This is a genomic window from Variovorax sp. Soil_C_12 (assembly GCF_057657375.1).
The window spans coordinates 78,245-99,603 of the sequence record NZ_JBDGIO010000013.1 but is presented as its reverse complement, the minus strand read 5'-3'; the positions used below and the strand labels follow the sequence as shown (position 1 = coordinate 99,603).

The window sequence follows — 21,359 nt, the reverse complement described above, 5'->3', positions numbered from 1 at the left end:
TTCGGTTGCCGGGGGCGGCATGGGCGTTGACCTCCCCGGCTCGCCGTCGTGGCCCACCTGGCTCGCGCTGGCGCTGGCGCTCGTCGTCGTCGTGCTCGGGCTGGTGATCTGGTCGATTCGCCGGCATCGCGACCCCGGCCTGGTGATCGAATGCGATGCGGCCCTCGCCGACCTGATGCCGTCCTTGTCGGGGCTGACGCAGGGCACGGTCTACGAAGGCAACGCGGTCGAGCTGCTGGAGAACGGCGCCTTCTTCGATGCCATGTTCGTTGAGATCCGTGCGGCCAAGGCCTCCGTGCATTTCGAGACCTTCCTGTGGAAGGAGGGCGTGCTGGGGGGACGCCTAGCAGAAGCCCTGCTGGAACGTCATCGCGCGGGCGTGAAGGTGCGCGTGCTCGTCGATGCCGACGGCGGCAAGAAGATGGGGCGCGATGCCTTGCGCCTTCGGGAAGGGGGCTGCCCGGTCAGGATGCATCACCCGCGGCACATCCGGAACATCGGCGTCTTCAACGAGCGCGACCATCGCAAGCTGCTGGTGGTCGATGGCCGGGTGGCGATGGTCGGGGGCCACTGCATCGTCGATGGCTGGATGGGCAATGGCGAGAGCCGCGAGCATGTCCGCGACCTGGGTGTGCGCCTCCACGGGCCGATCGTCCACGCGGTGCAGGGCGCCTTCAGCGAGAACTGGGTGGAGGACACCGGCGAGCTGTTCCTCGGCGACGATGTGTTCCCGCCGCTGCAGCGTGTGGGCGACATCGCCGTTCACGTTGCAAGCCTCAAGCCGGAGGGATCGCCGCCCGCCGTGAAGATCCTGCACCACCTGGTGCTGTGCGTCGCGCGCAAGCGGATCTGGATACAAAACCCCTACTTCCTGCCGGACAGGGAGGCGATCGATGCGATGTGCGACGCGGCGCAGCGCGGGGTCGACGTTCGCGTGATGGTGCCGTCGACCGAAGCGTCGGACATGCCCATGGTCCAGCATGCGGCGCATCGCAACTTCCACCTCCTGCTCGCCGGCGGCGTGCGGATCTTCGAGTATCCGAAGTGCCTGCTGCACCAGAAGGTGATGGCGGTCGACACGGCGTGGTGTGCGATCGGGTCGAGCAATTTCGACGACCGTTCCTTCGAGACCAACGACGAGATCACGCTGGGGGTGCGCGACGAAGCGCTGGCCGCGCAGCTGGAGGCGATCTTCGAGCGCGACGCCCGGGACTGCGTAGAGTTGCGGGCCGACGCATGGGCTGGGCGCGGGCTCTGGCATCGGTGCCAGGACAACTTGCTTTATGCGTTCAACGAGATCTTGTGACCGACGTGCTCGGAGCAACAAGGCGCCTTCCGCGACTACGGCACCGGCTTCGCCAACAGCTTCGCGATCGGGCCGACCTCGGTCACGGCGCTCGGCAACGTCAACCTCGACCTCAAGCTGGACTTCGCCAAGTTCGCCTACAAGTGGTGGATCGGCTCGGGCAACGCGGTGCTGGGCTTGGGCGCGGGGCGGCGTGGTTTTGAGGATTGCCGCCAAGATGTCTTTGAATTCTCGTTCGTCTGAATGGAACATCAAGCGTCCCACCAACAAGGCGTACAACGCAAATTCAGAAATTCCTCGCCAACACCATGGAGATGGTGCGCCACCTCATGTCCCTTGCAGCACCGCCTCAACATGCTGGGGATGGAGATCGAGCACGCAGATACGATACGCTCGAAAAAGCAATCACCAAACATCCGCTCAACGGTGCAATTGCAATCTTGTTCCGCGATCCTTCTTTGCTCGTCGACGGGTTTCTGCAGATGTCTCTGCGCGAGCAAATCAGATTCCTGGCAATTCTTCACAACGATCACGCGAACGCCTTCACCGCTGAACTCCTCACACTGCCACCTGCTGATGTATTGCAATTGTGTGACGCGATCCGGAACCAAAGCGCCGAGGAGGTGCCAGCCAATGTGAAAGAGTTACTCGATAGATGGATCTCCGAGGCCACGCGCCTTTTGTCCTGAGCAACAACAGATCGGTCTGTGCAACGCACAGCGGCCGCTCGGGCATCGCGCGCCGCTCCGGACCGCTGTCAGACCTCCAGCAAAGCAACATGAACGAGTTCGAACTTCGCACCCTGCTGGCTGCCGTCGCTGTGCAGCTGGGACACACCGACCAGTACCTGCTCGCGGACATGCGTCACACCGTCATCGATGATGTCCCCGTGAACTTCATTCACGACACGCGACGCGACCCCAATCGCCTCGTCCTGCATTTCGACATGGGCGACGTGCCCGCGGACGCGCCTTTCCTCGCGCTGCTGAGTCTCATGCACCTGAATCTGCTCAGCGGCAGCAAGACGACGGGTGTGTTCGCGCTGGATTCTGAAGCATCCCGGCTGATTTACGCCGTTCACTTCTTCGAGCCGCACCGCAGTCCGGCGCGGGCGGTCGCGAACGCATTGCGCGAGCACGCTCAGAAGGCCAAGGCCGCGCTTGCGCTCATGAGCTCGGTCATCACTGAAAGCTCTCAGGCTCCGTTGCCCTTGGGCAGCTGAACTGGGGTCCACGCCTCATCCGCAAAGACCTTGCCCGTCTGAACGCGCGGCTTCAAACTTGCCGCAGCCGCTCGAAAGCCGCCACGAGCTGCGCCCCGGCCTCGGCGAGGTGGCCATCATTGCGCACTTCGATGGCATGGGCCGGCGCCCGAAACACCAGCGCCCGCCGCACCCGCGCCTCGACCATCTCCGGCGTCTCGCGCCCGCGCGCCAACAGGCGCTGCCGCAGCACCTCGAGGCTGGCTGTGACGTGCACCACCGTGAGATGCGGAAACTTCGCGACAGCCTGCGGCAGGTACGCCCGCGAGCCATTGACCAGCACCCACTTGCCGCGATGCAGCGGCGCCAGCTCATCGTGCCGCACGCCGTAGCGCAGGCCGTTGGCCTGCCAGTCGAGCGCGAAGGCCTGCGCCTGGTGCAGCAGCGCAAAGGCCTGCTCACTCACGCTCTGGTGCTGCTCGTCGCCGTGGCGGATCGGCCGCGTGATCGTGCGGCGCGCCAGGTGCAGCGGCAGGTGCGGCGGCAGATGGTCCTTGAGCCAGGCGATCAGGCTGTCCTTGCCCGCGCCGGAAGGACCCATCACATAGACCAGCTGACCCTTCATGCGCCGAGCTCCACTTGCTCGACGAGCATGAAGTCCGCGCCCGGCCGGGGCTCGGCGAAGAGCGAAACACTGTCGACGCGGCAGGCCGGCAGCGCATCGAAGCGGTGGCGCGCCGCTTCCTTCAACGCCTCGATCGCCGCGGGCTCCGCATCCTTCAGCGAGCCGGTGAGCGAGAGGTGGAAGCGGAAGCGCTCCAGGACGAAGGGGTAGCCCCAGCGCAGCAGCAGCGCATCTTCCGCGGGCGTGAGCCCGGCCGCGCGGCGCCGTTCCAGTTCGGCGGGTGCGAGCGGCGCCGCCAGCGGCTGCAGGTGGGTCACGCAGGCGGCGGCCAGGGCCTCGACCGCGTGCGCATCGCCATCGGGCACCAGCGCGAGGAAGTCGTCGAGCATCGCGACCTTCAGCGGAGGCAGGGTGAAAGGCGGGAACTCGGCCGCGAGCGCGCGTGTGCTGGCGCGCAGCTGCGCTTCATCGACGCCCGGCGCCAGCGCGAAGGGCGCCTTCAGCGTCGCATGCCAGCCGTAGCGCCGCGGCGCCTTCGTCAGCCGATGCAACTCGGGCGCCGACAGGCCCGGCACCGGCGCCTGCGCAATCGGCTCCCCGCGCCCCGCGCAGCGCCCCAGCCAGCGGCTGCCGGCCAGCCACCACGGGCTGTTCACGCGCGGCGCGAAATAGACCGCGTAGCGATGCACCGGCGCCTCATTCATCGTGCGTCACCGTCAGCGTGACGCGGTCGCCCGCGAACCAGGTGCGCGCGAACTCGATCGGCTGCGCCTCGGTGTCCACGTTCACGCTCTCGACCAGCAGCACGGGCCGTGCGGCCGGCTGGCGCAGCTGCGCCGCCACTTCGGGCTCGGGCATCTGCGCCGTGATGCGGCTCTCGTGGCGCGTGTAGTCGGCCACGCCGTGGGCGGCGAAGGCGGCGGTGATGGAGCCGGTCTCGCGCACCACCGCCTCGAGCTGCGCGAAGCGGGGCAGCGGAAAGAAGCGCTCGCCCACGTGCAGCGGCTGCTGCTCGGCCTCGCCCAGCACCTGCAGGCGCAGCAGCAGGCTGCGCACGGGCACCTGCAGCGCGCGCGCCTGCGCCGCGGTCGCGCGCACGGTGGCCGAGCCCAGCACGCGCAGCTCGCCGCGCAGGCCGGCCAGCGCCATGTTCTGGTGATGCCGCGTGCGCTTGGCCAGCACCAGCTCCACCGCGAACTCCTCCACATAGGTGCCGCTGCCCTGCGTCACGCGCAGCAGGCCCTGGCTGCTGAGGCTGGCCAGCGAGCGGCGGATGGTGTGGCGGTTGACGCCGAACTGCTCGGCCAGCGCGTGCTCCGAGGGCAGGCGCTCGCCGGGCGGATAGACGCCGCGCGCGATGGCATCGGCCAGCTCGGCCGCGATGCGAGTCCAGAACGAATCGCGCGCCGGGCGCGGGGTGAGGGCAAGCGGGGAGGAAGACGTCGTGGTGGTTGTCATGAAAGGGACACGGGTCGCGCCTAAGCTGGCGCCAGTTGTTCGATTTGTCTATACAACTTTCCCAGAGTATCACCCCGATGTTTCATGCCTTTGACAACCACCCTGCGAACCGGCCGCCGGGCCGCGCGCAGTGGATGGCCGTGCTGGCAAGGGCGCCGCTCTCGATGCTGGAGCCGGCGCTGGGCGAGCACGCGAAGCGTGCGCCGCAATGGCTGCGCGCGCCGGAGACGGGTCTCATGATGATCCAGGGCCGCGCCGGCGGCACCGGCGAGCGTTTCAACCTCGGCGAAGTCACGGTCACCCGCTGCGCCCTGCGCTTGGCGGGCGTGGCGCAGGAAGACGCGGCCGTCGGCGTCGCTTACGTGCTGGGCCGCTCGCACCGGCAGGCGCAGCTCGCCGCCGTGGCCGATGCGCTGCTGCAGGACCCTGCGCAGCAGGAGGCGCTCGATGCCAGCCTGCTCGAGCCCGTGCGGCTGCACCTGGCGCAGCAGCGCGCCGAGCGGCATGCGCGCGCGCAGGCCAGCAAGGTCGAGTTCTTCACCGTCGCGCGCGAAGCCGGCGGTGCGGATGGCGACGAAGAGGAAGACGAATGAGCGCCGCCCGGCCGCCCGAAGGCGCTCGCACCGCAGCCGAAGGCGAAGGCGAAGGTGTTTCGATGAGCCAGACCATGACCACCACCGACCTGTCCGCCGTGGGCGCGGGCTTCTCCGACCTGGCGCTCGGCAGCCAGGCCGTGTTCCGTGCGGCGCTGGAGGCACTCTCGCACCCGGGCCGCATCGTCGACCTGCCGCACGATGCCCAGGTGCCTTCGCGCGGGCATGCGGCCTCGGCTGCGCTGCTGCTGGCGCTGCTCGATCCGGACTGCAAGCTGTGGCTTTCGCCTTCGCTTGCAACCAGCGACGCGGCCGCCTGGCTGCGCTTCCACAGCGGCTGCACGCTGGTGGACGATCCGGCCGAGGCCCAGTTCGCCTGGATCGCGAGCAGCGACGAGGCGCCGCCGCTGGAACGCTTCGCGCAGGGCGCCGACGTCGCGCCCGAGCAGTCCGCCACCTGCGTGGTCGATGTGCCCTCGCTGGCCGACGGCGACGAGGACGAGGGCTGGACCTTGCGCGGCCCCGGCATTCGCACGCAGACGCGCCTGTGCGTCGACGGCCTGCCCAGCGAGATGGCGCACCGGCTGGTGGCGCAGCGCGCCGCGCAGCAGGCCGCCTTTCCGCGCGGCGTGGACCTGTTCCTCGCGACGCAGCACCAGATCGTCGGCCTGCCGCGCACCACGCACATCGAACTCGAGGACTGAAGCGGATGTACGTCGCAGTCAAGGGCGGTGAAGCCGCCATCCTCCAGAGCTATCGCCTGCTGGCCGAACAGCGCCGCGGCGACAGCGCCACGCCCGAGCTCTCCGTCACGCAGGTCCGCGGGCAGCTCAAGCTGGCGGTCGATCGCGTGATGACCGAGGGCTCGGTCTACGACCCCGAGCTCGCCGCGCTGGCCATCAAGCAGGCCGCGGGCGACCTGGTCGAAGCCATCTTCCTGCTGCGCGCCTACCGCGCCACGCTGCCGCGCCTGGGCGCGAGCCTGCCGCTGGACACCGCGCGCATGCAGCTGGACCGCCGCATCTCCGCCACCTTCAAGGACCTGCCCGGCGGCCAGGTGCTGGGCCCGACCTACGACTACACGCAGCGCCTGCTCGACTTCACGCTGCTCGCAAACGGCGAGGCGCCGACACGCACCGAGGCCGCGACGGCGCCGGTCGATGCGCCCGCCGCCACCCCGCGGGTGGTGGACCTCCTCAACCACGAGCGCCTGATCGAGACCCGCCCCGTGCCCCCCGGCGATCCTGCGCCGGTGGACCTCACGCGCGAGCCGCTGCGCTTCCCGGCCGACCGCGCCACGCGCCTGCAGAACCTCGCGCGCGGCGACGAGGGCTTCCTGCTCGCGATGGCCTACTCGACCCAGCGCGGCTATTCGCACAGCCATCCCTTCGTCGGCGAGATCCGCTTCGGCAGCGTCGCGCTGGAGCTCGCGCCCGAGGAGCTGGGCTTTCCCATCTCCATTGGCGAGCTGGAGATCACCGAGTGCGAGATGGTCAACCAGTTCGCCGGCAGCAAGACCGAGCCGCCGCAGTTCACCCGCGGCTACGGCCTGGCCTTCGGCCACAGCGAGCGCAAGGCGATGGCGATGAGCCTGGTCGACCGCGCGCTGCGCGCCGACGAGCTGGGCGAGACGGTCGAGTCGCCCGCGCAGATGCAGGAATTCGTGCTCTCGCACAGCGACAGCCTCGAAGCCTCGGGCTTCGTGCAGCACCTGAAGCTGCCGCACTACGTGGACTTCCAGGCCGAGCTGGAGCTGGTGCGCCGCATGCGCGCCGCCCACGCATCGAAGGACGACGAATGAGCGACGCCCACATCAACTTCGCCTACCTCGACGAGCGCACCAAGCGCATGATCCGCCGCGCCATCCTCAAGGCGGTGGCCATCCCCGGCTACCAGGTGCCCTTCGGCTCGCGCGAGATGCCGCTGCCCTACGGCTGGGGCACCGGCGGCATCCAGGTCACGGCCTCGGTGATCGGACCTCGCGATGTGCTCAAGGTCATCGACCAGGGCTCGGACGACACCGTCAACGCGGTCAACATCCGCCGCTTCTTCGAGCGCACGACGGGCGTCGCGACCACCACCCGCACGCAGGAGGCGACGCTGATCCAGACGCGCCACCGCATCCCCGAGATGCCGCTGGCCGAGGGACAGGTGCTGGTCTACCAGGTGCCGGTGCCCGAGCCCATGCAGCGGCTGGAGCCGCGCGAGACCGTCACCCGCACCATGCACGGCCTGGCCGAGTACGGCTTGATGCACGTCAAGCTCTACGAGGACATCGCGCGCTACGGCCACATCGCGACCACCTACGACTACCCGGTGCTGGTCAACGAGCGCTACGTGATGTCGCCCTCGCCCATCCCCAAGTTCGACAACCCCAAGATGCACATGAACCCCGCGTTGCAGCTCTTCGGCGCCGGCCGCGAGAAGCGAATCTACGCCGTGCCGCCCTACACGCCGGTGGAGAGCCTGGGCTTCGAGGACCATCCCTTCGAGGTGCAGCGCTGGGACGCGCGCTGCGCGCTGTGCGGCGCCGGCGACAGCTTCCTCGACGAGCTGATCACCGACGACAGCGGCACGCGCATGCACGTGTGCTCGGACTCGGACTACTGCCAGTCGCGGCAGCAGGATCAGGAGGCGCCCGCGCCCTTGCTGCCCGCCGATCGCGTGACGGAGGCGGCATGAGACGCCGGGCCGCTCCCAAGTCGAATAGCACCGCAGCGCGCAGCGCGGAGGTTACCCAATGAGCGCAGCGATGGCTTCCCCCCAGCCGCTGCTGCGCGTGCGCGGCATCGGCAAGCGCTACGGCGACCGCGTCGCCCTGCAGGACGCGAGCTTCGACCTCTGGCCCGGCGAGGTGCTGGCCATCGTGGGCGAGTCGGGCTCCGGCAAGTCCACCCTGCTCAACGCGGTGGCGGCGCGCGACAAGCCCGATGCCGGCAGCGTGCAGTTCCAGACCCGCAGCGCCGGACTGCGCGAGGTCTTCGCGATGAGCGAGGCCGAGCAGCGCCTGCTCGCGCGCACCGACTGGGGCTTCGTCCACCAGAACGCGGCCGAGGGCCTGCGCATGGACGTCTCGGCCGGCGCCAACGTCGGCGAGCGGCTGATGGGCCTGGGCGAGCGCCACTACGGCCGCCTGCGCGCCACCGCCACGGAATGGCTGGCGCGCGTGGAGATCGATCCGGCGCGCATCGACGACGCGCCGCGCACCTTCTCCGGCGGCATGCGCCAGCGGCTGCAGATCGCGCGCAACCTGGTCACGCGCCCGCGCCTGGTCTTCATGGACGAGCCGACCTCGGGGCTCGACGTTTCTGTGCAGGCGCGCCTGCTGGACCTGCTGCGCCAGCTCACGCGCCAGATGCAGCTGGCCGCCATCGTGGTCACGCACGACCTCGCGGTGGCGCGGCTGCTCGCGCACCGCATGATGGTGATGCAGCGCGGCCGCGTGGTCGAGGCCGGCCTCACCGACCAGCTGCTCGACGACCCGCAGCATCCCTACACCCAGCTCCTCGTCTCCTCGGTGCTGCAACCATGAGCCGCCGGGCCGCTCCCAAGGCGAAGGTACTCCAATGAACCGACCTTTGCTCCAACTCCAGGGGGTGGCCAAGCGCTTCACCCTCCATCACCAGAACCAGCTTTCGCTGCCGGTCTTCGACGGCGTCGAGCTCAGCGTCTCGCCCGGCGAATGCGTGGTGCTCGACGGCGCCTCGGGCCTGGGCAAGAGCACGCTGCTCAAGCTCATCTACGCCAACTACAGCGCCAGTGCCGGCCGCATCACCGTGCATCCGCCCGGGGGCGATGCGGTGGACGTGACCGCGGCCACGCCGCGCGAGCTGGTGCGCCTGCGCCGCGACACCATCGGCTACGTGAGCCAGTTCCTGCGCGTCATCCCGCGCGTGCCGGCGCTGGACGTGGTGGCCGAGCCGCTGGCCGAGGATGCCGGCGACGACGCCGCGGGCCTCGCGGCCGCGCGCGCCGAGGCGCGCCGCTGGCTCGAGCGCCTGCGCATCCCCGAGCGCCTGTGGCACCTGCCGCCCGCCACCTTCTCGGGCGGCGAGCAGCAACGCATCAACATTGCACGCAACATGATCAAGCCCAAGCCCCTTTTGCTGCTGGACGAGCCCACCGCCTCGCTGGATGCGGCCAACACCCGCACCGTGATCGAGCTGATCCGCGAGGCCACGGCGCGCGGCGCAGCGCTGGTGGGCATCTTCCATGACGCCGAGGTGGGTGCGGCGGTGGCGACGCGCCGAGTCAACGTCGCCGACTTCAGGAGCGTGGCATGAGCGAAGCGATCGTGTTCTCCAACGCGCGCATGGTGCTGCCGGGCGAAGTGGTGCGCGGCAGCCTCTCGGTCGCCGAAGGCCGCATCGCCGCGCTGGACGGCGGCAGCACCGCCGCGGGCATCGTCGACCTCGAGAACGACTACCTGCTGCCCGGCCTGGTCGAGGTGCACACCGACAACTTCGAGCGCCACCTGATGCCGCGCCCCAAGGTGCAGTGGGCCGAGATGCCCGCGCTGCTCGCGCACGACGCCGAGGTGGCCGCCGCCGGCATCACCACCGTCTTCGACGCGCTGGGCGTCGGCGAGTCCGACACCGAGAGCCTGCGCGGCAGCACCTGGACCAAGACCCTGGCCACGCTCGACAACTGCGCGGCGAAGGACCTGCTGCGCGCGGACCACCACCTGCATGTGCGCTGCGAGCTGCCCGCGCCCAACACCATCGAGCTCTTCGAGCCCTTCCACGGCCATCCGCGCGTCTCGCTGATCTCGCTGATGGACCACACGCCTGGCCAGCGCCAGTGGGAGAACATCGAGGTCGCGCGTATCTACTACACCGGCAAGAAGGGCTGGAGCGCGGAGAAGTTCGAGCGCCAGGTCGCGCACGCCGCCACGCTGCAGGCCCAGTACGCCGCGCCGCACCGCCGCCATTTCGTGGACTACTGCCGCACCCACGGCATCGCGCTCGCGAGCCATGACGACACCACCGTGGCCCACGTCGAGCAGGCGCATGCCGAGGGCGCGAGCATGTCGGAGTTTCCGACCACGATGGCGGCTGCCTCGGCCGCGCGCGAACGCGGGCTGGCCACCGTGATGGGCGGGCCGAACGTGGTGCGTGGCGGCTCGCATTCGGGCAACGTCGCGGCGGCCGAGCTGGCGCGCCAAGGGCTGCTGGACATCCTCTCGTCCGACTACGTGCCGAGCAGCCTGCTCGGCGCCGTGATGCGCCTGGTGGCCGACGACGTCTTCACCCTGCCGCAGGCAGTGGCCACGGTCACCCGCGCACCGGCGAAGGCCACCGGCCTCCGCGACCGCGGCGCCATCGAGCCCGGCCTGCGCGCGGACCTGGTGCGCGTGCGCATGACCGAGCTGGCCGATGGCTCGCGCCATGCGGTGGTGCGGGGGGTGTGGCGTGAAGGGCGGCGGGTGCTGTAGCGCGCTGTGTCAACGGTCGGCCCAGAGGGCGTACCTCTCCCTCAAGCGATGGCAAGACTTGGAGGCAAATCGACCTCGACCCAGACGGGTGCATGATCGCTCGCCCCAGGACGACCGCGCACCTCGCGGTCCACGCTTGCAGCGCTCAGCATCGGCGCCAGTTCGTCGTTGAGCAGCAGGTGATCGATGCGCAGGCCGGCGTTTCGCGGCCAGCGATTGCGCCAGTAGTCCCAGTAGGTGTAGATCGCCTCATGCGGATGCAAGGCGCGGATCGCATCGGTCCAGCCCTGCTGGAGCAGCCGCGCGAAGGCGGCGCGGCTCTCCGGCTGCAGCAATGCGTCGTCCCGCCACGAGGCCGGGTTGTAGATGTCGGCATCGGTGGGCACCACGTTGAAATCGCCCGCCAGCACCACGGGCAGACCGCAGGCAAAGAGCCTGCGCGCATGGACGCAGAGCCGGTCGAACCATTCCAGCTTGTAGTCGAACTTGGGGCCGGGCCACGGATTGCCATTGGGCAGGTAGAGGCAGCCGATGACGACGCCGTCGACCACGGCCTCGATGTACCGGCTCTGGTCGTCCTGGGCGTTGCCCTCCAGGCCGCGCCCGGTTTCGATCGGATCCTTGCCGCGCGCCAGGATGGCCACGCCGTTCCATGCACGCTGGCCGTGGAAGACAGCCCCGTAGCCTGCCTCGCGCAGCGCGGCCGCCGGAAAGTTCTGGTCGGGGGACTTCAATTCCTGCAGGCACGCCACGTCGGGCCTGGACTCGTCGAGCCATTCGAGCAGCCGCGGCAGCCGGCCGTTGATACCGTTGACGTTGAAGCTGGCGATCTTCATGGTGCTTGCGATCAGCGGAAGAAGGATGTCGACATCATGGTCGGATTTCCTTCAGGAAGCGCGTAGGCGCGGTGGTCCATTGCATCGATGAATTCCGGAACCGCACCGCATGCACCCATCTTGCCGATGCTCGCCAAGACGGCCGCGAGCCTGCCGGAGGGCGAGGACTTCCTGTTCAAGCCGAAGTGGGACGGCTTCCGCGCAATCGTCTTTCGCAACGGCGGCGGGACGATGATCCAAAGCCGCGAGGGCAAGCCGCTCGACCGCTACTTCCCCGATCTGCACGAAGCGTTCGCGGCAGCGCTGCCCGAGGGCTGCGTGCTCGACGGCGAGATCGTCGTCGCCACGCCGCGCGGGCTCGACTTCGACGCCCTCCAGCAACGCGTGCATCCCGCGGCTTCGCGGGTCGCGCGCCTGGCCGCCGAGACGCCCGCTTCCTTCGTCGCCTTCGATCTGCTGGCATGGGAGGGCCGGGAGCTGATGACCCGCCCACAGGCCGAGCGCCGGCTCCTGCTCGAGGCGCTGCTGGCCGAGTCGGCGTCCCCGATCCGGCTCACGCCGATGACCACCGACCGCGCGCTTGCGTTGCGATGGCTGCGGCATTTCGAAGGTGCCGGCCTGGATGGCGTGATCGCCAAGTGGGCGGACCAGCCCTATCTGCCGGCCAAGCGCGCGATGTTGAAGGTCAAGCACCAGCGCACCGCGGACTGCGTGGTGGCGGGGTTCCGGTGGCACAAGAGCGGGCCCCCGGCCGTGGGCTCGCTGCTCCTGGGCCTCTACGATGAACACGATGTGCTCCAGCACGTGGGCGTGACCTCCTCCTTCGACATGGAAACGCGCCGGAGCCTGTCCGCCGAGCTGCAGCCGTTGCGCGACAACGCCCTGGCGGGGCATCCCTGGTCGGGATGGGCAGGCGCGCCGGCTGGCGGGCTGCACCAGCGGATGCCCGGCGCGCGAAGCCGGTGGAGCGGGGGCAAGGATCTGTCGTGGGAGCCCTTGCGCATCGAGCGCGTGTGCGAGGTCCGCTACGACCACTTGCAGGGGGACCGGTTTCGCCATGCGGCCGTGTTCCTGCGCTGGCGGTGGGACAAGTCGCCCGGCGCCTGCCGTTACGACCAGCTGGAAGTCACGCCGCCGTACGAGTTGGCTCGGGTGTTTTCGGGGCATTGACACGCACCCCCTTCGTCGGCGCCGGCCTCGATGGTGGTGGTGTCGGCGCCAGATATGTACAATAACACGTACAGATTCCGGGGCACTGAAACATGGACGCCATCACCTATTCCTCCGCGCGCGCCAATCTGGCCAAGACGATGGATCGCGTTTGCAACGACCACGAGGCGCTGATCATCACGCGCAGCGGGGAGCAGTCGGTCGTGATGCTGTCGTTGGAAGATTACAAGTCGCTGGAGGAGACAGCCTACTTGCTCAGGAGCCCCGCCAACGCCAGGCGCCTGCTGGCGGCAATGGAGGCGCTCGAATCTGGCAAGGGCAAGGTTCGAAAGCTCGCCAAGTGAAGCTGGTCTTTGCCGAGCAGGCGTGGGAAGACTATGTCTATTGGCAGCAGCAGGACAAGCGCATGGTCAAGCGAATCAACGAGTTGATCGAGAACACGATGCGCGAACCCTTCACGGGCATCGGAAAGCCCGAGCCGCTGAAACACGCTCTGAGCGGCTATTGGTCCCGGCGGATCACGGACGAGCACCGGATGGTCTACAAGCCCGAGAAGGAAGGGCTTCTCATCGCTCAGCTGCGCTATCACTACTGACTTGAGCAAGTCAGGGGCACTTCGGCTTCACGTCGGCATTCTTGCCTGACACGCGTTCGTAGCCAAAGCGTCAAGCGCCCGTCACAGGACCCGCGCAGACTTCGGTTGTCTAGACGACTTCGAAGCCGACGATGGAAACAGCCCTGCGCATCCGCCAGCTCAACAAGCATTTCGCCAGCGGCAGGCATGCCCTGCGCAACATCGACCTCGACGTGTGCCGGGGCGAGATGGTCGCGCTCATCGGCGCCTCCGGCTCCGGCAAATCCACCTTGCTGCGCCACGTGGCGGGCCTGGTGGCGGCCGACGGCGAGAGCGATTCGCTGATCGAGATCGACGGCAAGCGCGTGCAGCAGCGCGGCCGCATCGACCGCGACATCCGGCGGGTGCGGGCGCAGATCGGCTTCGTCTTCCAGCAGTTCAACCTGGTGGCGCGGCTGCCGGTGCTGGTGAATGTGCTGGTGGGCTCGCTGCACCGCATGCCCTGGTGGCGCAGCTGGACGCGCGCCTTCACCCGCGAGGAACGCACGCAGGCGCTCGAGGCGCTGGCCCGCGTGGGCATCGCCGACTGCCAGGCGCAGCGCGCTTCCACCCTCTCGGGCGGTCAGCAGCAGCGCGCCGCCATCGCCCGCACCCTGGTGCAGGGCGCGAAGGTGGTGCTGGCCGACGAGCCCATCGCCTCGCTGGACCCGGAGTCCTCGCGCAAGGTGATGGAGATCCTGGCGCGCATCAACCGTGAGGACCGCTGCACGGTGATCGTCTCGCTGCACCAGGTCGACATCGCGATGAAGTACTGCCCGCGCGTGGTCGCCCTCAAGCAGGGCGAGATCGTCTACGACGGCCCTTCGTCGGCCCTCACCGCGCCGCTCCTGCGCGAGCTCTACGGCGTGCAGGCCGACGAGCTGCTGGCGCCGCCTTCGGCCGAAGCGCAGGCGCAGGTGCATGTGCTCCCGCAGCCGGCGCTGGTGCCGCTGGCGGCCGCGGCCTGAGTTCCTCTGTCTTCTCTCCTTCTCTTCTTCCAACCTGGAGCCTCTCCATGATCAAGAAACTGTGTGCGGCCCTGGCGCTGGGCCTCGGCATGACGGCCGCGCTCGCGCAAGACATCAACTTCGGCATCATCTCCACCGAGGCGACCCAGAACCTCAAGCAGGACTGGCAACCGCTGATCGACGACATGAGCCGCCAGACCGGTCTCAAGGTCACGGCCTTCTTCGCGCCCGACTACGCCGGCATCATCGAAGGCATGCGCTTCAACAAGGTGCAGCTCGGCTGGTTCGGCAACAAGTCGGCGATGGAGGCGGTGGACCGCGCCGGCGGCGAGGTGTTCGCGCAGATGGTGAATGCCGACGGCACCCAGGGCTACTACTCGCACCTGATCGTGCACAAGGACAGCCCGCTCAGCACGCTCGACGACGTCATCAAGAACGGCAAGTCGCTGAGCTTCGGCAACGGCGACCCGAACTCCACCTCGGGCTTCCTGGTGCCCAGCTACTACGCCTTCGCGCAGAACAAGGTGGACGCCAAGTCGCTGTTCAAGGTCATCCGCAGCGCCAACCACGAGACCAACGCGCTGGCGGTGGCCAACAAGCAGGTGGACGTGGCGACCAACAACAGCGAGAACATGGAAAAGATCAAGGAGCGCGCGCCTGACAAGTTCAAGGAGATCAAGATCGTCTGGACCTCGCCGCTGATCCCGCTGGACCCGCTGGTGATGCGCAAGGACCTGCCCGAGGCCACCAAGACGAAGCTCAGGAACTTCTTCTACAACTACGCCAAGACCGACGCGCGCGAGAAAGAGATCGTCATGAAGATCTCGAAGCTCTCGGGCTTCAAGGAGTCGAGCGACAAGCAGCTGCTCCCGATCCGCCAGCTCGACCTGTTCGGGCAGCGCAACAAGATCGAGGCCGATGCCGCGATCGGCGAAGCCGACAAGAAGACCCGCCTGGCCGACATCGACAAGAAGCTCTCTGCCCTGAACTGACGACGACGCGGGCGGCGATCGCGCCGCCTGCGCTCCCGCACCCATGCACTCGACGGTCTTGACCTCCCATCCACCGCTGCCGGCCGCGCCGGCCCCGAAGCGCAGCCTGGCCTGGCAGCTCTCCTGGGCCCTGCTGCTGTTGCTGCTGGCCGCCTCCTGGAAGGGCGCCGACATGCGGCCCTTCGAGCTGCTGCGCGACTCCGGCAACATGGCCACCTACGCGGCCGAGTTCTTCCCGCCGGACTTCACCGACTGGCGCATGTATGCGCAGGAGATGGTGATCACGCTGCAGATCGCGCTGTGGGGCACGGCGCTGGCGGTGGTGTCGGCCGTGCCGATGGCGCTGCTGGCCTCCGCCAACATCGTGCCCTGGTGGATCTACCAGCCCATGCGTCGCCTGATGGACGCCTGCCGCGCCATCAACGAGATGGTGTTCGCCATGCTCTTCGTGGTGGCCGTGGGCCTTGGCCCCTTCGCCGGCGTGCTGGCGCTGTGGGTGCATACCACCGGCGTGCTGGCCAAGCTCTTCGCCGAAGCGGTGGAGGCCATCGACCCGCAGCCGGTGGAGGGCATCCGCTCCACCGGCGCCAGCGCGCTGCACGAGATCGTCTACGGCGTGATCCCGCAGGTGATGCCGCTGTGGATCTCCTATGCGCTCTACCGCTTCGAATCCAACGTGCGCTCGGCCTCGGTGGTCGGCATGGTGGGTGCGGGCGGCATCGGCGTGGTGCTGTGGGAGATCATCCGCGGCTTCAAGTACGACCAGACCTGCGCCGTGATGATCATCATCGTGGTGAGCGTGAGCCTGATCGACCTGGTCTCCGCGCGCATCCGCAAGCTGTTGGTCTGAAGCTCACGGCTCGGGCCGGGCGTTTTCACTTTGCAGGATCGGGCAATCTTGCGCCACGATCCGGCATGGGCCCGAGGCCGATCGAGGCAGATACTTCCCAGCCTCATCAAGGAGTGCTCCCCATGCGTTTCAAGAAATTCGGCCGCACCGGCCTCTTCGTTTCGGAACTGTGCCTCGGCACGATGACCTTCGGCGGCGAGAGCGGCATCTGGAGCCAGATCGGCAACCTGGAGCAGCGCCAGGTCGATGAGCTGGTCGGCCGCGCGATCGATGCCGGCATCAACTTCATCGACACCGCGAACGTGTATGCCGAAGGCCGCTCGGAAATCATGACCGGGCAGGCCCTCAAGAACCTGAAGATCCCGCGCGAGAACGTGGTGGTCGCCACGAAGGTGCTGGGCGAAATGGGCCCGGGGCCCAATGCGCGCGGCGCCTCGCGCCATCACATCCTGCATTCGGTGCATGCGAGCCTGAAGCGGCTGCAGCTGGAGCACGTCGATCTCTACCAGATCCACGGCTTCGACCCGGCCACGCCCATCGAGGAGACGCTGCGCGCGCTCGACACGCTGGTTCAGCAGGGCCTGGTGCGCTACGTGGGCGTGTCGAACTGGGCGGCCTGGCAGATCGCGAAGGCGCTGGGTATCTCCGAGCGCCTGGGCCTCGCGCGCTTCGAATCGCTGCAGGCCTACTACACCATCGCCGGACGCGACCTGGAGCGCGAGCTGGTGCCGATGCTGCAGAGCGAGCAGGTGGGCCTGATGGTGTGGAGTCCGCTCGCGGGCGGCCTCTTGAGCGGCAAGTACGGCCGCAGCACCCAGGCCGAGCAGGGCAGCCGCCGAACCACCTTCGACTTCCCGCCGGTGCAGCTCGATCGCGCCTGGGACACCATCGACACGATGCGCGCCATCGCCGAGGGCAAGAAGGTCTCGGTGGCACAGGTCGCGCTGGCCTGGCTGCTGCACCAGCCGGTGGTCACCAGCGTGATCGTCGGCGCCAAGCGCGTGGACCAGCTGGACGACAACATCGCGGCGACGGCGGTGAAGCTGAGCGGCGAGGAGCTGGCGCAGCTGGACAAGGTCAGCGCACTGCCCTCTGAGTACCCGGGATGGATGCTGGAGCGGCAGGGCGGGGCCAGGCGGAAGCAGCTGGCGCAGTAATCGCTGAACCCGTCTGGCTCCTCCCCCGCCCTTAACCCACCCCCTCCCGCCGCGACCTCCGCACCGCCGCACGCGCCGGCGCAGCGCCCGCCCCGAGCGCTTCGTCCAGAAAATCGATCAGCGCCTGGATGCGCGCGGTGCGCTGCTTGCGCGTCGGCACCAGCAGCAGCACCGGCGCGCTGTCGAGCGACCACTGCGGCATCAGCCGCACCAGGGCGCCGCGCGCGATCGCCTCGCCGGCGTCCCATTCGGAGCGGATCACCAGCCCCAGGCCGCGCTCCGCCCAATGGCGCGCCACGCTGCCGTCGTTGCTCACGTACACCGGCGAGACCCGCACCGTCTCGGCCGCGCCGGCGGCAGACTTCGCGCGGCGGAAGCGCCAGAGCGTCACGTCCTCCTCGTTCTCGCGGATGCAGATGCAGTGGTGTGCCAGCACCTCGCGCGGCTGCGTGGGCGTGCCGTGGCGGCGCAGATAGGCGGGGCTGGCGCACAGCCAGCGCTCGTTGTGCATCAGCGTGCGCGCCACCCACGACGAGTCGCGCACCGCGCCGATGTGGATGACGGCGTCGGAGTCGTGCCGGTCCGGCCAGGGCGTCTCGCGCAGGTCGAGTTGCAGGCGCAACTCCGGATGCTGCACGGCGAAGTCGGCGAGCACGGACGCCAGCCGGGTGCGGCCGAAGCCGAAGGGCGCCGAGATGCGCAGCAGGCCGGTGAGCCGGCCGTCGTCGCGCCTGAAGCTCTCCGGCAAGGCGCTGAGCTGCTCCAGCAGCGCGGCGGCCTCGCGCGCGAAGCGCTCGCCCTCGGCCGTCAGGTGCAGCCGGCGCGCAGTGCGCAGCGCGAGGCTGAGGCCCAGCTTCTCCTCCAGCTTGCGCAGCCGCATCGACAGCGCGGGCGGCGTGACGTTCATCGCGCGCGCCGCGGCGCTGAGCGACGGGAAGCGGGCCAGGGCCGCTGCGAGCTGGAGATCCTCGATGCTGAGCATTAAGCAGAACTGAACGATTGCTGCAATTTCATTAAAACACGAGCGCGGTTGCGCTTCCTATAGTCGGGCCCATGACACAGCACACACCGCATGCGGCCTGGCCCCGCGCCGTTCTCTTCGACCTGCTGACCGCGCTGATCGCGCGCCGCGCGGCACGCCGGCGCCCGTGATGGCGCGCCTCACGCAGGCCTTGCAGATCGCCATGGGCGATGCGACCCTTCGCAAGCAGATGGAGGCGTTGGGCGTGGACCTGGCGGTCCCGGCCGAGGCCACGCCGGCCGCCGTCTCGGCGCTGATCGAGCGCGGCCTGCGCGACGACGTGCCCGCCCTCAAGGCCAAGGGCGAATTCATCGACTAGACAGTCCTGCCGCAGGACGAACAACCATGACCGAGCTTTCCCGATTCGCCGTCCTCTCCGGCCTGCAAACCCCGGCGGCCCTCGTCGACGTCGCGCGCATGCAGCACAACATCGAGCGCATGCAGTCGCGCATCGCCGCGCTCGGCGCCAGGCTGCGGCCGCATGTGAAGACCAGCAAGTGCACACCCGTCGTGCGGGCCCAGCTCGCCGCGGGCGCGAGCGGCATCACGGTCTCGACGCTGAAGGAGGCGGAGCGGTTCTTCGCCGACGGCATCACCGACATCCTCTATGCCGTCGGCATCGCGCCGCACCGCATGGCGCAGGCCCTGGCGCTGCGGCGGCGCGGCTGCAGGCTGATTCTTCTCACCGACAACCTGGCGTCCGCGCAGGCGCTGGTCGACTTCGGCCAGGCGAACGGCGAGGCCTTCGACGTCTGGATCGAGGTCGACACCGACGGCCATCGCTCCGGCATCCACCCCTCCGATCGCGAGCTGCTGGCCGTCGGCCGCGCGCTGCACGAGGGCGGCATGCGCCTGGGCGGCGTGCTTACCCACGCCGGCTCCAGCTACGAGCTCGACACGCCGCAGGCTCTGCGCGCGCTGGCCGAGCAGGAGCGCGCCGGCTGCGTGCTGGCGGCCGAGCGCCTGCGCGCGGCGGGCCTGCCTTGCGCCGAGGTCAGCATCGGCTCGACTCCGACCGCGCTGGCGGTAACCGCGCTGGACGGCGTCACCGAAGTGCGCGCCGGCGTCTATGTCTTCTTCGACCTGGTGATGCGCAACGTGGGCGTGTGCCGCGCGGACGAGCTCGCGCTCAGCGTGCTCACGCGAGTCATCGGCCACCAGCGCGACAAGGGCTGGGCCATCGTCGATGCCGGCTGGATGGCGATGAGCCGCGACCGCGGCACGGCCGGGCAGCGCTGCGACTTCGGCTACGGCCAGGCCTGCACCGCCGAGGGCACGGTGCTCGAGGGCTACCTGCTGTCCAGCGCCAACCAGGAACACGGCATCCTCGCGCGCACGGGCGAGCCCGATCCGGACATCGTGGCGCGCTTCCCCCTCGGCACCTTGCTGCGCGTGCTGCCCAACCATGCCTGCGCCACGGGCGCGCAGTTCCCGGCCTACCAGGCGCTGGGTGCCGACGGCCGCATCGAGGAATGGGAGCGTCTCCATGGCTGGTGAGCCGCGTTCCGCGTCGCCGCGGGTGGTCGAGCCCGCGGGCTTGGCCGCGCCCGGGGGCCACTACAGCCATGCGGTGGTGGCGGGCGGCCTGGTGTTCGTGTCGGGCCAACTGCCGATCGCCGCGGACGGCAGCAGGCTCGGCGGCGCGCCCTTCGAGGTGCAGGCGCGGCAGGTGCTGCGCAACGTCGAGCTGGCCCTGCAGGCCGCGGGCAGCGGCGTCGGGCGCCTGGTGCAGGTGCGCGTGTACCTCGACGACATCGCGAACTGGCCCGCCTTCGATGCGTTGTACGCCGCCTGGGCCGGCGCCGCGCGCCCGGCGCGTGCGGTGGTGCCGACCGGGGCGCTGCATTTCGGGCTCGCCGTGGAGGTGGAAGCCGTGGCGCTGGTTTGAGTTCGGCGACGCTGTTTCGCCGCACGCCATTGCGCCCGCGAATTCGTTCTTGACTTGCCGCATGATGCGGCTCCGTCGAAAGACGGTCGTGCGAGGCTCAATCGATCAGCTTGTTCTTCATGGCGTAGTACGTGAGTTCGCTGTTGGAGGAGAGGTTCATCTTCTCCATCAGCCGCGTGCGGTAGGTGCTGATCGTCTTGACGGACAGGGACAGGGTCTTGGCGATGTCTCCCGTGGTCTCGCCCTTGGCGAGCTTGATGAACACCTGGAATTCGCGCTCCGACAGTTGCTCGTGCGGTGCCGCATCGTCCTTGTGGTCGAGCTGGCGCACCAACAATTCGGCTACGCCCGGCGTGATGTAGTGGCGGCCCCGTGAGATGACGCGGATTGCGTTCACGATCTCCATCGGCTCGCATTCCTTGTTGAGGTAGCCGCTCGCGCCCTGGCGGATCAGGTTCATCGCGTAGTGTTCCTCGGGGTAGCCGCTCAGGATGAGGACGCCGACGTCCGGCGCCTTGGCATGGATCATCGCCAGCGCGTCAATGCCGCTTTGCCCGGGCATCGCGAGATCCATCACGAGTACATCGAGTTCGGTGGTGCGCACAAGCTCGATCGCTTCGCGAGCACTGGCTGCTTCGCCCGTCACGCGCAGGTCGACATACTCCGAGAAGAACTGGCGCAAGCCGGAGCGCACGATGGCATGGTCGTCCACGACGCCGATCTTGATCATTTTTGTTTCCTCTTTTCTGTCGCATTCGTCCAGCAGGCGCGCCAAGGCCAATATCGTCGATCTTTTCATTTGCGTCTGTGCGCAAGCGCACCAACCTCGATGCGGTCGGCGCGCGACCCGTTCGAGCACCTGCTGCAAGAGATGCGAGGGAAATGGCCTGCGACGAAGGGTCGCGCAAAAAAAAACGTGCCCGGAGGCACGTCTTCGTCAAAGCGGAAGCGTTCAGTAGCGTGGACCGTTGTTTGGATAGTAGCCACGGTTGTTGTAGTTGTTGCGCTGGTCCGCGTTTCGCCCCACTTCGTTGCCGATCAGGCCACCTACGGCGGCTCCTCCCAATGTAGAAGCTGCGTTGCCGCCGATCGCGTTGCCAACCACCGCTCCGCCGACCGCTCCGCCGGCGATGCCGAGCTGCTGGTTAGGGCCGGTCCCGGCGCATCCGGCCAGAGTCAAGAGGGAACTGATGGCCGCGGCCGTCATCCAGGATGTCGTTTTCATGATGTCCACCTTTCAGTGCGTC

27 protein-coding genes are annotated in these 21,359 nt (G+C 68.6%); 20 read left to right on the top strand and 7 right to left on the bottom strand.

Annotation, left to right across the window (positions count from 1 at the left end):
* The first annotated feature begins 19 nt into the window (after positions 1-19).
* The 3 genes from AC3A6X_RS27755 to AC3A6X_RS27745 all read left to right on the top strand — a co-directional run bounded on the left by AC3A6X_RS27755 (position 20) and on the right by AC3A6X_RS27745 (position 2,528).
* The gene (locus tag AC3A6X_RS27755; protein ID WP_487845167.1) at positions 20-1,306 is read left to right on the top strand and encodes a phospholipase D-like domain-containing protein; all 1,287 of its coding nucleotides are present in this window, start codon (positions 20-22) and stop codon (positions 1,304-1,306) included.
* A 308-nt stretch (positions 1,307-1,614) separates the two neighbouring features.
* A complete protein-coding gene (locus AC3A6X_RS27750; protein WP_487845166.1) occupies positions 1,615-1,995 on the top strand; it encodes a hypothetical protein in 381 nt (126 codons plus the stop codon).
* An 89-nt stretch (positions 1,996-2,084) separates the two neighbouring features.
* A complete protein-coding gene (locus AC3A6X_RS27745; RefSeq protein WP_487845165.1) occupies positions 2,085-2,528 on the top strand; it encodes a CesT family type III secretion system chaperone in 444 nt (147 codons plus the stop codon).
* Between the two features lie 52 nt (positions 2,529-2,580).
* On the opposite strand, the gene phnN is transcribed toward AC3A6X_RS27745, so the two are convergent.
* From phnN to phnF, 3 genes are read right to left on the bottom strand one after another with little or no spacing between them, the layout of a single operon-like run.
* Positions 2,581-3,132 (bottom strand): phosphonate metabolism protein/1,5-bisphosphokinase (PRPP-forming) PhnN, encoded by a 552-nt coding sequence (gene phnN / locus AC3A6X_RS27740; RefSeq protein WP_487845164.1) that lies wholly within the window; start codon positions 3,130-3,132, stop codon positions 2,581-2,583.
* Entirely contained in the window at positions 3,129-3,836 is a 708-nt protein-coding gene (locus tag AC3A6X_RS27735; protein ID WP_487845163.1) for a DUF1045 domain-containing protein, read from the bottom strand. Before AC3A6X_RS27735 ends, phnN begins: the two co-directional genes overlap by 4 nt.
* Positions 3,829-4,590 (bottom strand): phosphonate metabolism transcriptional regulator PhnF, encoded by a 762-nt coding sequence (gene phnF / locus AC3A6X_RS27730; protein WP_487845162.1) that lies wholly within the window; start codon positions 4,588-4,590, stop codon positions 3,829-3,831. The genes AC3A6X_RS27735 and phnF overlap by 8 nt, the downstream gene beginning before the upstream one ends.
* A gap of 77 nt (positions 4,591-4,667) precedes the next feature.
* Here phnF and phnG point away from each other — a divergent pair, with 77 nt between their 5' ends.
* The 7 genes from phnG to AC3A6X_RS27695 all read left to right on the top strand — a co-directional run bounded on the left by phnG (position 4,668) and on the right by AC3A6X_RS27695 (position 10,617).
* Complete coding sequence (gene phnG, locus AC3A6X_RS27725) at positions 4,668-5,183, top strand: phosphonate C-P lyase system protein PhnG (protein ID WP_487845161.1); 516 nt, start codon at positions 4,668-4,670, stop codon at positions 5,181-5,183.
* 74 nt (positions 5,184-5,257) lie between these two features.
* Entirely contained in the window at positions 5,258-5,887 is a 630-nt protein-coding gene (gene phnH, locus AC3A6X_RS27720; protein ID WP_487845264.1) for a phosphonate C-P lyase system protein PhnH, read from the top strand.
* Positions 5,888-5,892: 5 nt separating this feature from the next.
* On the top strand, positions 5,893-6,984 hold the full coding sequence (locus AC3A6X_RS27715; RefSeq protein WP_487845160.1) for a carbon-phosphorus lyase complex subunit: 1,092 nt from the start codon (positions 5,893-5,895) through the stop codon (positions 6,982-6,984).
* On the top strand, positions 6,981-7,865 hold the full coding sequence (locus AC3A6X_RS27710; protein ID WP_487845159.1) for an alpha-D-ribose 1-methylphosphonate 5-phosphate C-P-lyase PhnJ: 885 nt from the start codon (positions 6,981-6,983) through the stop codon (positions 7,863-7,865). Before AC3A6X_RS27715 ends, AC3A6X_RS27710 begins: the two co-directional genes overlap by 4 nt.
* A 70-nt stretch (positions 7,866-7,935) precedes the next feature.
* Positions 7,936-8,715 carry a phosphonate C-P lyase system protein PhnK gene (phnK, locus tag AC3A6X_RS27705; protein ID WP_487845158.1) on the top strand — a complete coding sequence of 260 codons (780 nt, stop codon included), beginning with the start codon at positions 7,936-7,938 and terminating at the stop codon, positions 8,713-8,715.
* A gap of 34 nt (positions 8,716-8,749) precedes the next feature.
* The gene (gene phnL / locus AC3A6X_RS27700; RefSeq protein WP_487845157.1) at positions 8,750-9,466 is read left to right on the top strand and encodes a phosphonate C-P lyase system protein PhnL; all 717 of its coding nucleotides are present in this window, start codon (positions 8,750-8,752) and stop codon (positions 9,464-9,466) included.
* Positions 9,463-10,617, top strand: coding sequence for an alpha-D-ribose 1-methylphosphonate 5-triphosphate diphosphatase (locus AC3A6X_RS27695; protein WP_487845156.1), 1,155 nt, complete (start codon positions 9,463-9,465; stop codon positions 10,615-10,617). The genes phnL and AC3A6X_RS27695 overlap by 4 nt, the downstream gene beginning before the upstream one ends.
* 41 nt (positions 10,618-10,658) lie before the next feature.
* Here AC3A6X_RS27695 and AC3A6X_RS27690 read toward each other — a convergent pair whose 3' ends face one another.
* The gene (locus AC3A6X_RS27690) at positions 10,659-11,453 is read right to left on the bottom strand and encodes an exodeoxyribonuclease III (RefSeq protein ID WP_487845155.1); all 795 of its coding nucleotides are present in this window, start codon (positions 11,451-11,453) and stop codon (positions 10,659-10,661) included.
* Positions 11,454-11,540: 87 nt separating this feature from the next.
* Here AC3A6X_RS27690 and AC3A6X_RS27685 point away from each other — a divergent pair, with 87 nt between their 5' ends.
* From AC3A6X_RS27685 to AC3A6X_RS27655, 7 genes are all read left to right on the top strand, one after another.
* Positions 11,541-12,623: an ATP-dependent DNA ligase gene (locus AC3A6X_RS27685; protein WP_487845154.1), complete on the top strand. Its 1,083-nt coding sequence runs from the start codon at positions 11,541-11,543 to the stop codon at positions 12,621-12,623.
* 92 nt (positions 12,624-12,715) lie between these two features.
* A complete protein-coding gene (locus AC3A6X_RS27680) occupies positions 12,716-12,967 on the top strand; it encodes a type II toxin-antitoxin system Phd/YefM family antitoxin (protein WP_487845153.1) in 252 nt (83 codons plus the stop codon).
* Positions 12,964-13,218: a Txe/YoeB family addiction module toxin gene (locus tag AC3A6X_RS27675; protein WP_487845152.1), complete on the top strand. Its 255-nt coding sequence runs from the start codon at positions 12,964-12,966 to the stop codon at positions 13,216-13,218. Before AC3A6X_RS27680 ends, AC3A6X_RS27675 begins: the two co-directional genes overlap by 4 nt.
* A 131-nt stretch (positions 13,219-13,349) precedes the next feature.
* Complete coding sequence (gene phnC, locus AC3A6X_RS27670) at positions 13,350-14,204, top strand: phosphonate ABC transporter ATP-binding protein (RefSeq protein WP_487845151.1); 855 nt, start codon at positions 13,350-13,352, stop codon at positions 14,202-14,204.
* A 47-nt stretch (positions 14,205-14,251) separates the two neighbouring features.
* Positions 14,252-15,196 carry a phosphonate ABC transporter substrate-binding protein gene (gene phnD, locus AC3A6X_RS27665; RefSeq protein ID WP_487845150.1) on the top strand — a complete coding sequence of 315 codons (945 nt, stop codon included), beginning with the start codon at positions 14,252-14,254 and terminating at the stop codon, positions 15,194-15,196.
* 58 nt (positions 15,197-15,254) lie between these two features.
* On the top strand, positions 15,255-16,046 hold the full coding sequence (gene phnE / locus AC3A6X_RS27660; RefSeq protein ID WP_487845149.1) for a phosphonate ABC transporter, permease protein PhnE: 792 nt from the start codon (positions 15,255-15,257) through the stop codon (positions 16,044-16,046).
* A 122-nt stretch (positions 16,047-16,168) separates the two neighbouring features.
* Entirely contained in the window at positions 16,169-17,203 is a 1,035-nt protein-coding gene (locus AC3A6X_RS27655; RefSeq protein WP_487845148.1) for an aldo/keto reductase, read from the top strand.
* Positions 17,204-17,234: 31 nt separating this feature from the next.
* Here AC3A6X_RS27655 and AC3A6X_RS27650 read toward each other — a convergent pair whose 3' ends face one another.
* Positions 17,235-18,185: a LysR family transcriptional regulator gene (locus tag AC3A6X_RS27650; protein ID WP_487845147.1), complete on the bottom strand. Its 951-nt coding sequence runs from the start codon at positions 18,183-18,185 to the stop codon at positions 17,235-17,237.
* Between the two features lie 169 nt (positions 18,186-18,354).
* Between AC3A6X_RS27650 and AC3A6X_RS27645 the strand changes: the two genes are divergently transcribed.
* From AC3A6X_RS27645 to AC3A6X_RS27635, 3 genes are read left to right on the top strand one after another with little or no spacing between them, the layout of a single operon-like run.
* A complete protein-coding gene (locus AC3A6X_RS27645; protein ID WP_487845146.1) occupies positions 18,355-18,543 on the top strand; it encodes a hypothetical protein in 189 nt (62 codons plus the stop codon).
* A gap of 26 nt (positions 18,544-18,569) precedes the next feature.
* On the top strand, positions 18,570-19,721 hold the full coding sequence (locus AC3A6X_RS27640; RefSeq protein WP_487845145.1) for a DSD1 family PLP-dependent enzyme: 1,152 nt from the start codon (positions 18,570-18,572) through the stop codon (positions 19,719-19,721).
* Entirely contained in the window at positions 19,711-20,112 is a 402-nt protein-coding gene (locus AC3A6X_RS27635) for a RidA family protein (protein WP_487845144.1), read from the top strand. The genes AC3A6X_RS27640 and AC3A6X_RS27635 overlap by 11 nt, the downstream gene beginning before the upstream one ends.
* A 97-nt stretch (positions 20,113-20,209) precedes the next feature.
* Here the strand turns inward: AC3A6X_RS27635 and AC3A6X_RS27630 are convergent, their stop codons facing one another.
* Together AC3A6X_RS27630 and AC3A6X_RS27625 are read right to left on the bottom strand one after the other, a co-directional pair.
* Positions 20,210-20,842, bottom strand: coding sequence for a response regulator (locus AC3A6X_RS27630; protein WP_487845143.1), 633 nt, complete (start codon positions 20,840-20,842; stop codon positions 20,210-20,212).
* 222 nt (positions 20,843-21,064) lie between these two features.
* On the bottom strand, positions 21,065-21,337 hold the full coding sequence (locus tag AC3A6X_RS27625) for a YMGG-like glycine zipper-containing protein (RefSeq protein ID WP_487845142.1): 273 nt from the start codon (positions 21,335-21,337) through the stop codon (positions 21,065-21,067).
* Positions 21,338-21,359 lie beyond the last annotated feature (22 nt).

Bases quoted from the DNA above. Each gene is read 5' to 3' on its own strand.
- AC3A6X_RS27755 (WP_487845167.1), top strand. From the start codon at position 20: ATGGGCGTTGACCTCCCCGGCTCGCCGTCGTGGCCCACCTGGCTCGCG.
- AC3A6X_RS27750 (WP_487845166.1), top strand. From the start codon at position 1,615: ATGGAGATGGTGCGCCACCTCATGTCCCTTGCAGCACCGCCTCAACAT.
- AC3A6X_RS27745 (WP_487845165.1), top strand. From the start codon at position 2,085: ATGAACGAGTTCGAACTTCGCACCCTGCTGGCTGCCGTCGCTGTGCAG.
- phnN (WP_487845164.1), bottom strand. From the start codon at position 3,132: ATGAAGGGTCAGCTGGTCTATGTGATGGGTCCTTCCGGCGCGGGCAAG.
- AC3A6X_RS27735 (WP_487845163.1), bottom strand. From the start codon at position 3,836: ATGAATGAGGCGCCGGTGCATCGCTACGCGGTCTATTTCGCGCCGCGC.
- phnF (WP_487845162.1), bottom strand. From the start codon at position 4,590: ATGACAACCACCACGACGTCTTCCTCCCCGCTTGCCCTCACCCCGCGC.
- phnG (WP_487845161.1), top strand. From the start codon at position 4,668: ATGTTTCATGCCTTTGACAACCACCCTGCGAACCGGCCGCCGGGCCGC.
- phnH (WP_487845264.1), top strand. From the start codon at position 5,258: ATGACCACCACCGACCTGTCCGCCGTGGGCGCGGGCTTCTCCGACCTG.
- AC3A6X_RS27715 (WP_487845160.1), top strand. From the start codon at position 5,893: ATGTACGTCGCAGTCAAGGGCGGTGAAGCCGCCATCCTCCAGAGCTAT.
- AC3A6X_RS27710 (WP_487845159.1), top strand. From the start codon at position 6,981: ATGAGCGACGCCCACATCAACTTCGCCTACCTCGACGAGCGCACCAAG.
- phnK (WP_487845158.1), top strand. From the start codon at position 7,936: ATGGCTTCCCCCCAGCCGCTGCTGCGCGTGCGCGGCATCGGCAAGCGC.
- phnL (WP_487845157.1), top strand. From the start codon at position 8,750: ATGAACCGACCTTTGCTCCAACTCCAGGGGGTGGCCAAGCGCTTCACC.
- AC3A6X_RS27695 (WP_487845156.1), top strand. From the start codon at position 9,463: ATGAGCGAAGCGATCGTGTTCTCCAACGCGCGCATGGTGCTGCCGGGC.
- AC3A6X_RS27690 (WP_487845155.1), bottom strand. From the start codon at position 11,453: ATGAAGATCGCCAGCTTCAACGTCAACGGTATCAACGGCCGGCTGCCG.
- AC3A6X_RS27685 (WP_487845154.1), top strand. From the start codon at position 11,541: ATGAATTCCGGAACCGCACCGCATGCACCCATCTTGCCGATGCTCGCC.
- AC3A6X_RS27680 (WP_487845153.1), top strand. From the start codon at position 12,716: ATGGACGCCATCACCTATTCCTCCGCGCGCGCCAATCTGGCCAAGACG.
- phnC (WP_487845151.1), top strand. From the start codon at position 13,350: ATGGAAACAGCCCTGCGCATCCGCCAGCTCAACAAGCATTTCGCCAGC.
- phnD (WP_487845150.1), top strand. From the start codon at position 14,252: ATGATCAAGAAACTGTGTGCGGCCCTGGCGCTGGGCCTCGGCATGACG.
- AC3A6X_RS27655 (WP_487845148.1), top strand. From the start codon at position 16,169: ATGCGTTTCAAGAAATTCGGCCGCACCGGCCTCTTCGTTTCGGAACTG.
- AC3A6X_RS27650 (WP_487845147.1), bottom strand. From the start codon at position 18,185: ATGCTCAGCATCGAGGATCTCCAGCTCGCAGCGGCCCTGGCCCGCTTC.
- AC3A6X_RS27645 (WP_487845146.1), top strand. From the start codon at position 18,355: ATGGCGCGCCTCACGCAGGCCTTGCAGATCGCCATGGGCGATGCGACC.
- AC3A6X_RS27640 (WP_487845145.1), top strand. From the start codon at position 18,570: ATGACCGAGCTTTCCCGATTCGCCGTCCTCTCCGGCCTGCAAACCCCG.
- AC3A6X_RS27635 (WP_487845144.1), top strand. From the start codon at position 19,711: ATGGCTGGTGAGCCGCGTTCCGCGTCGCCGCGGGTGGTCGAGCCCGCG.
- AC3A6X_RS27630 (WP_487845143.1), bottom strand. From the start codon at position 20,842: ATGATCAAGATCGGCGTCGTGGACGACCATGCCATCGTGCGCTCCGGC.
- AC3A6X_RS27625 (WP_487845142.1), bottom strand. From the start codon at position 21,337: ATGAAAACGACATCCTGGATGACGGCCGCGGCCATCAGTTCCCTCTTG.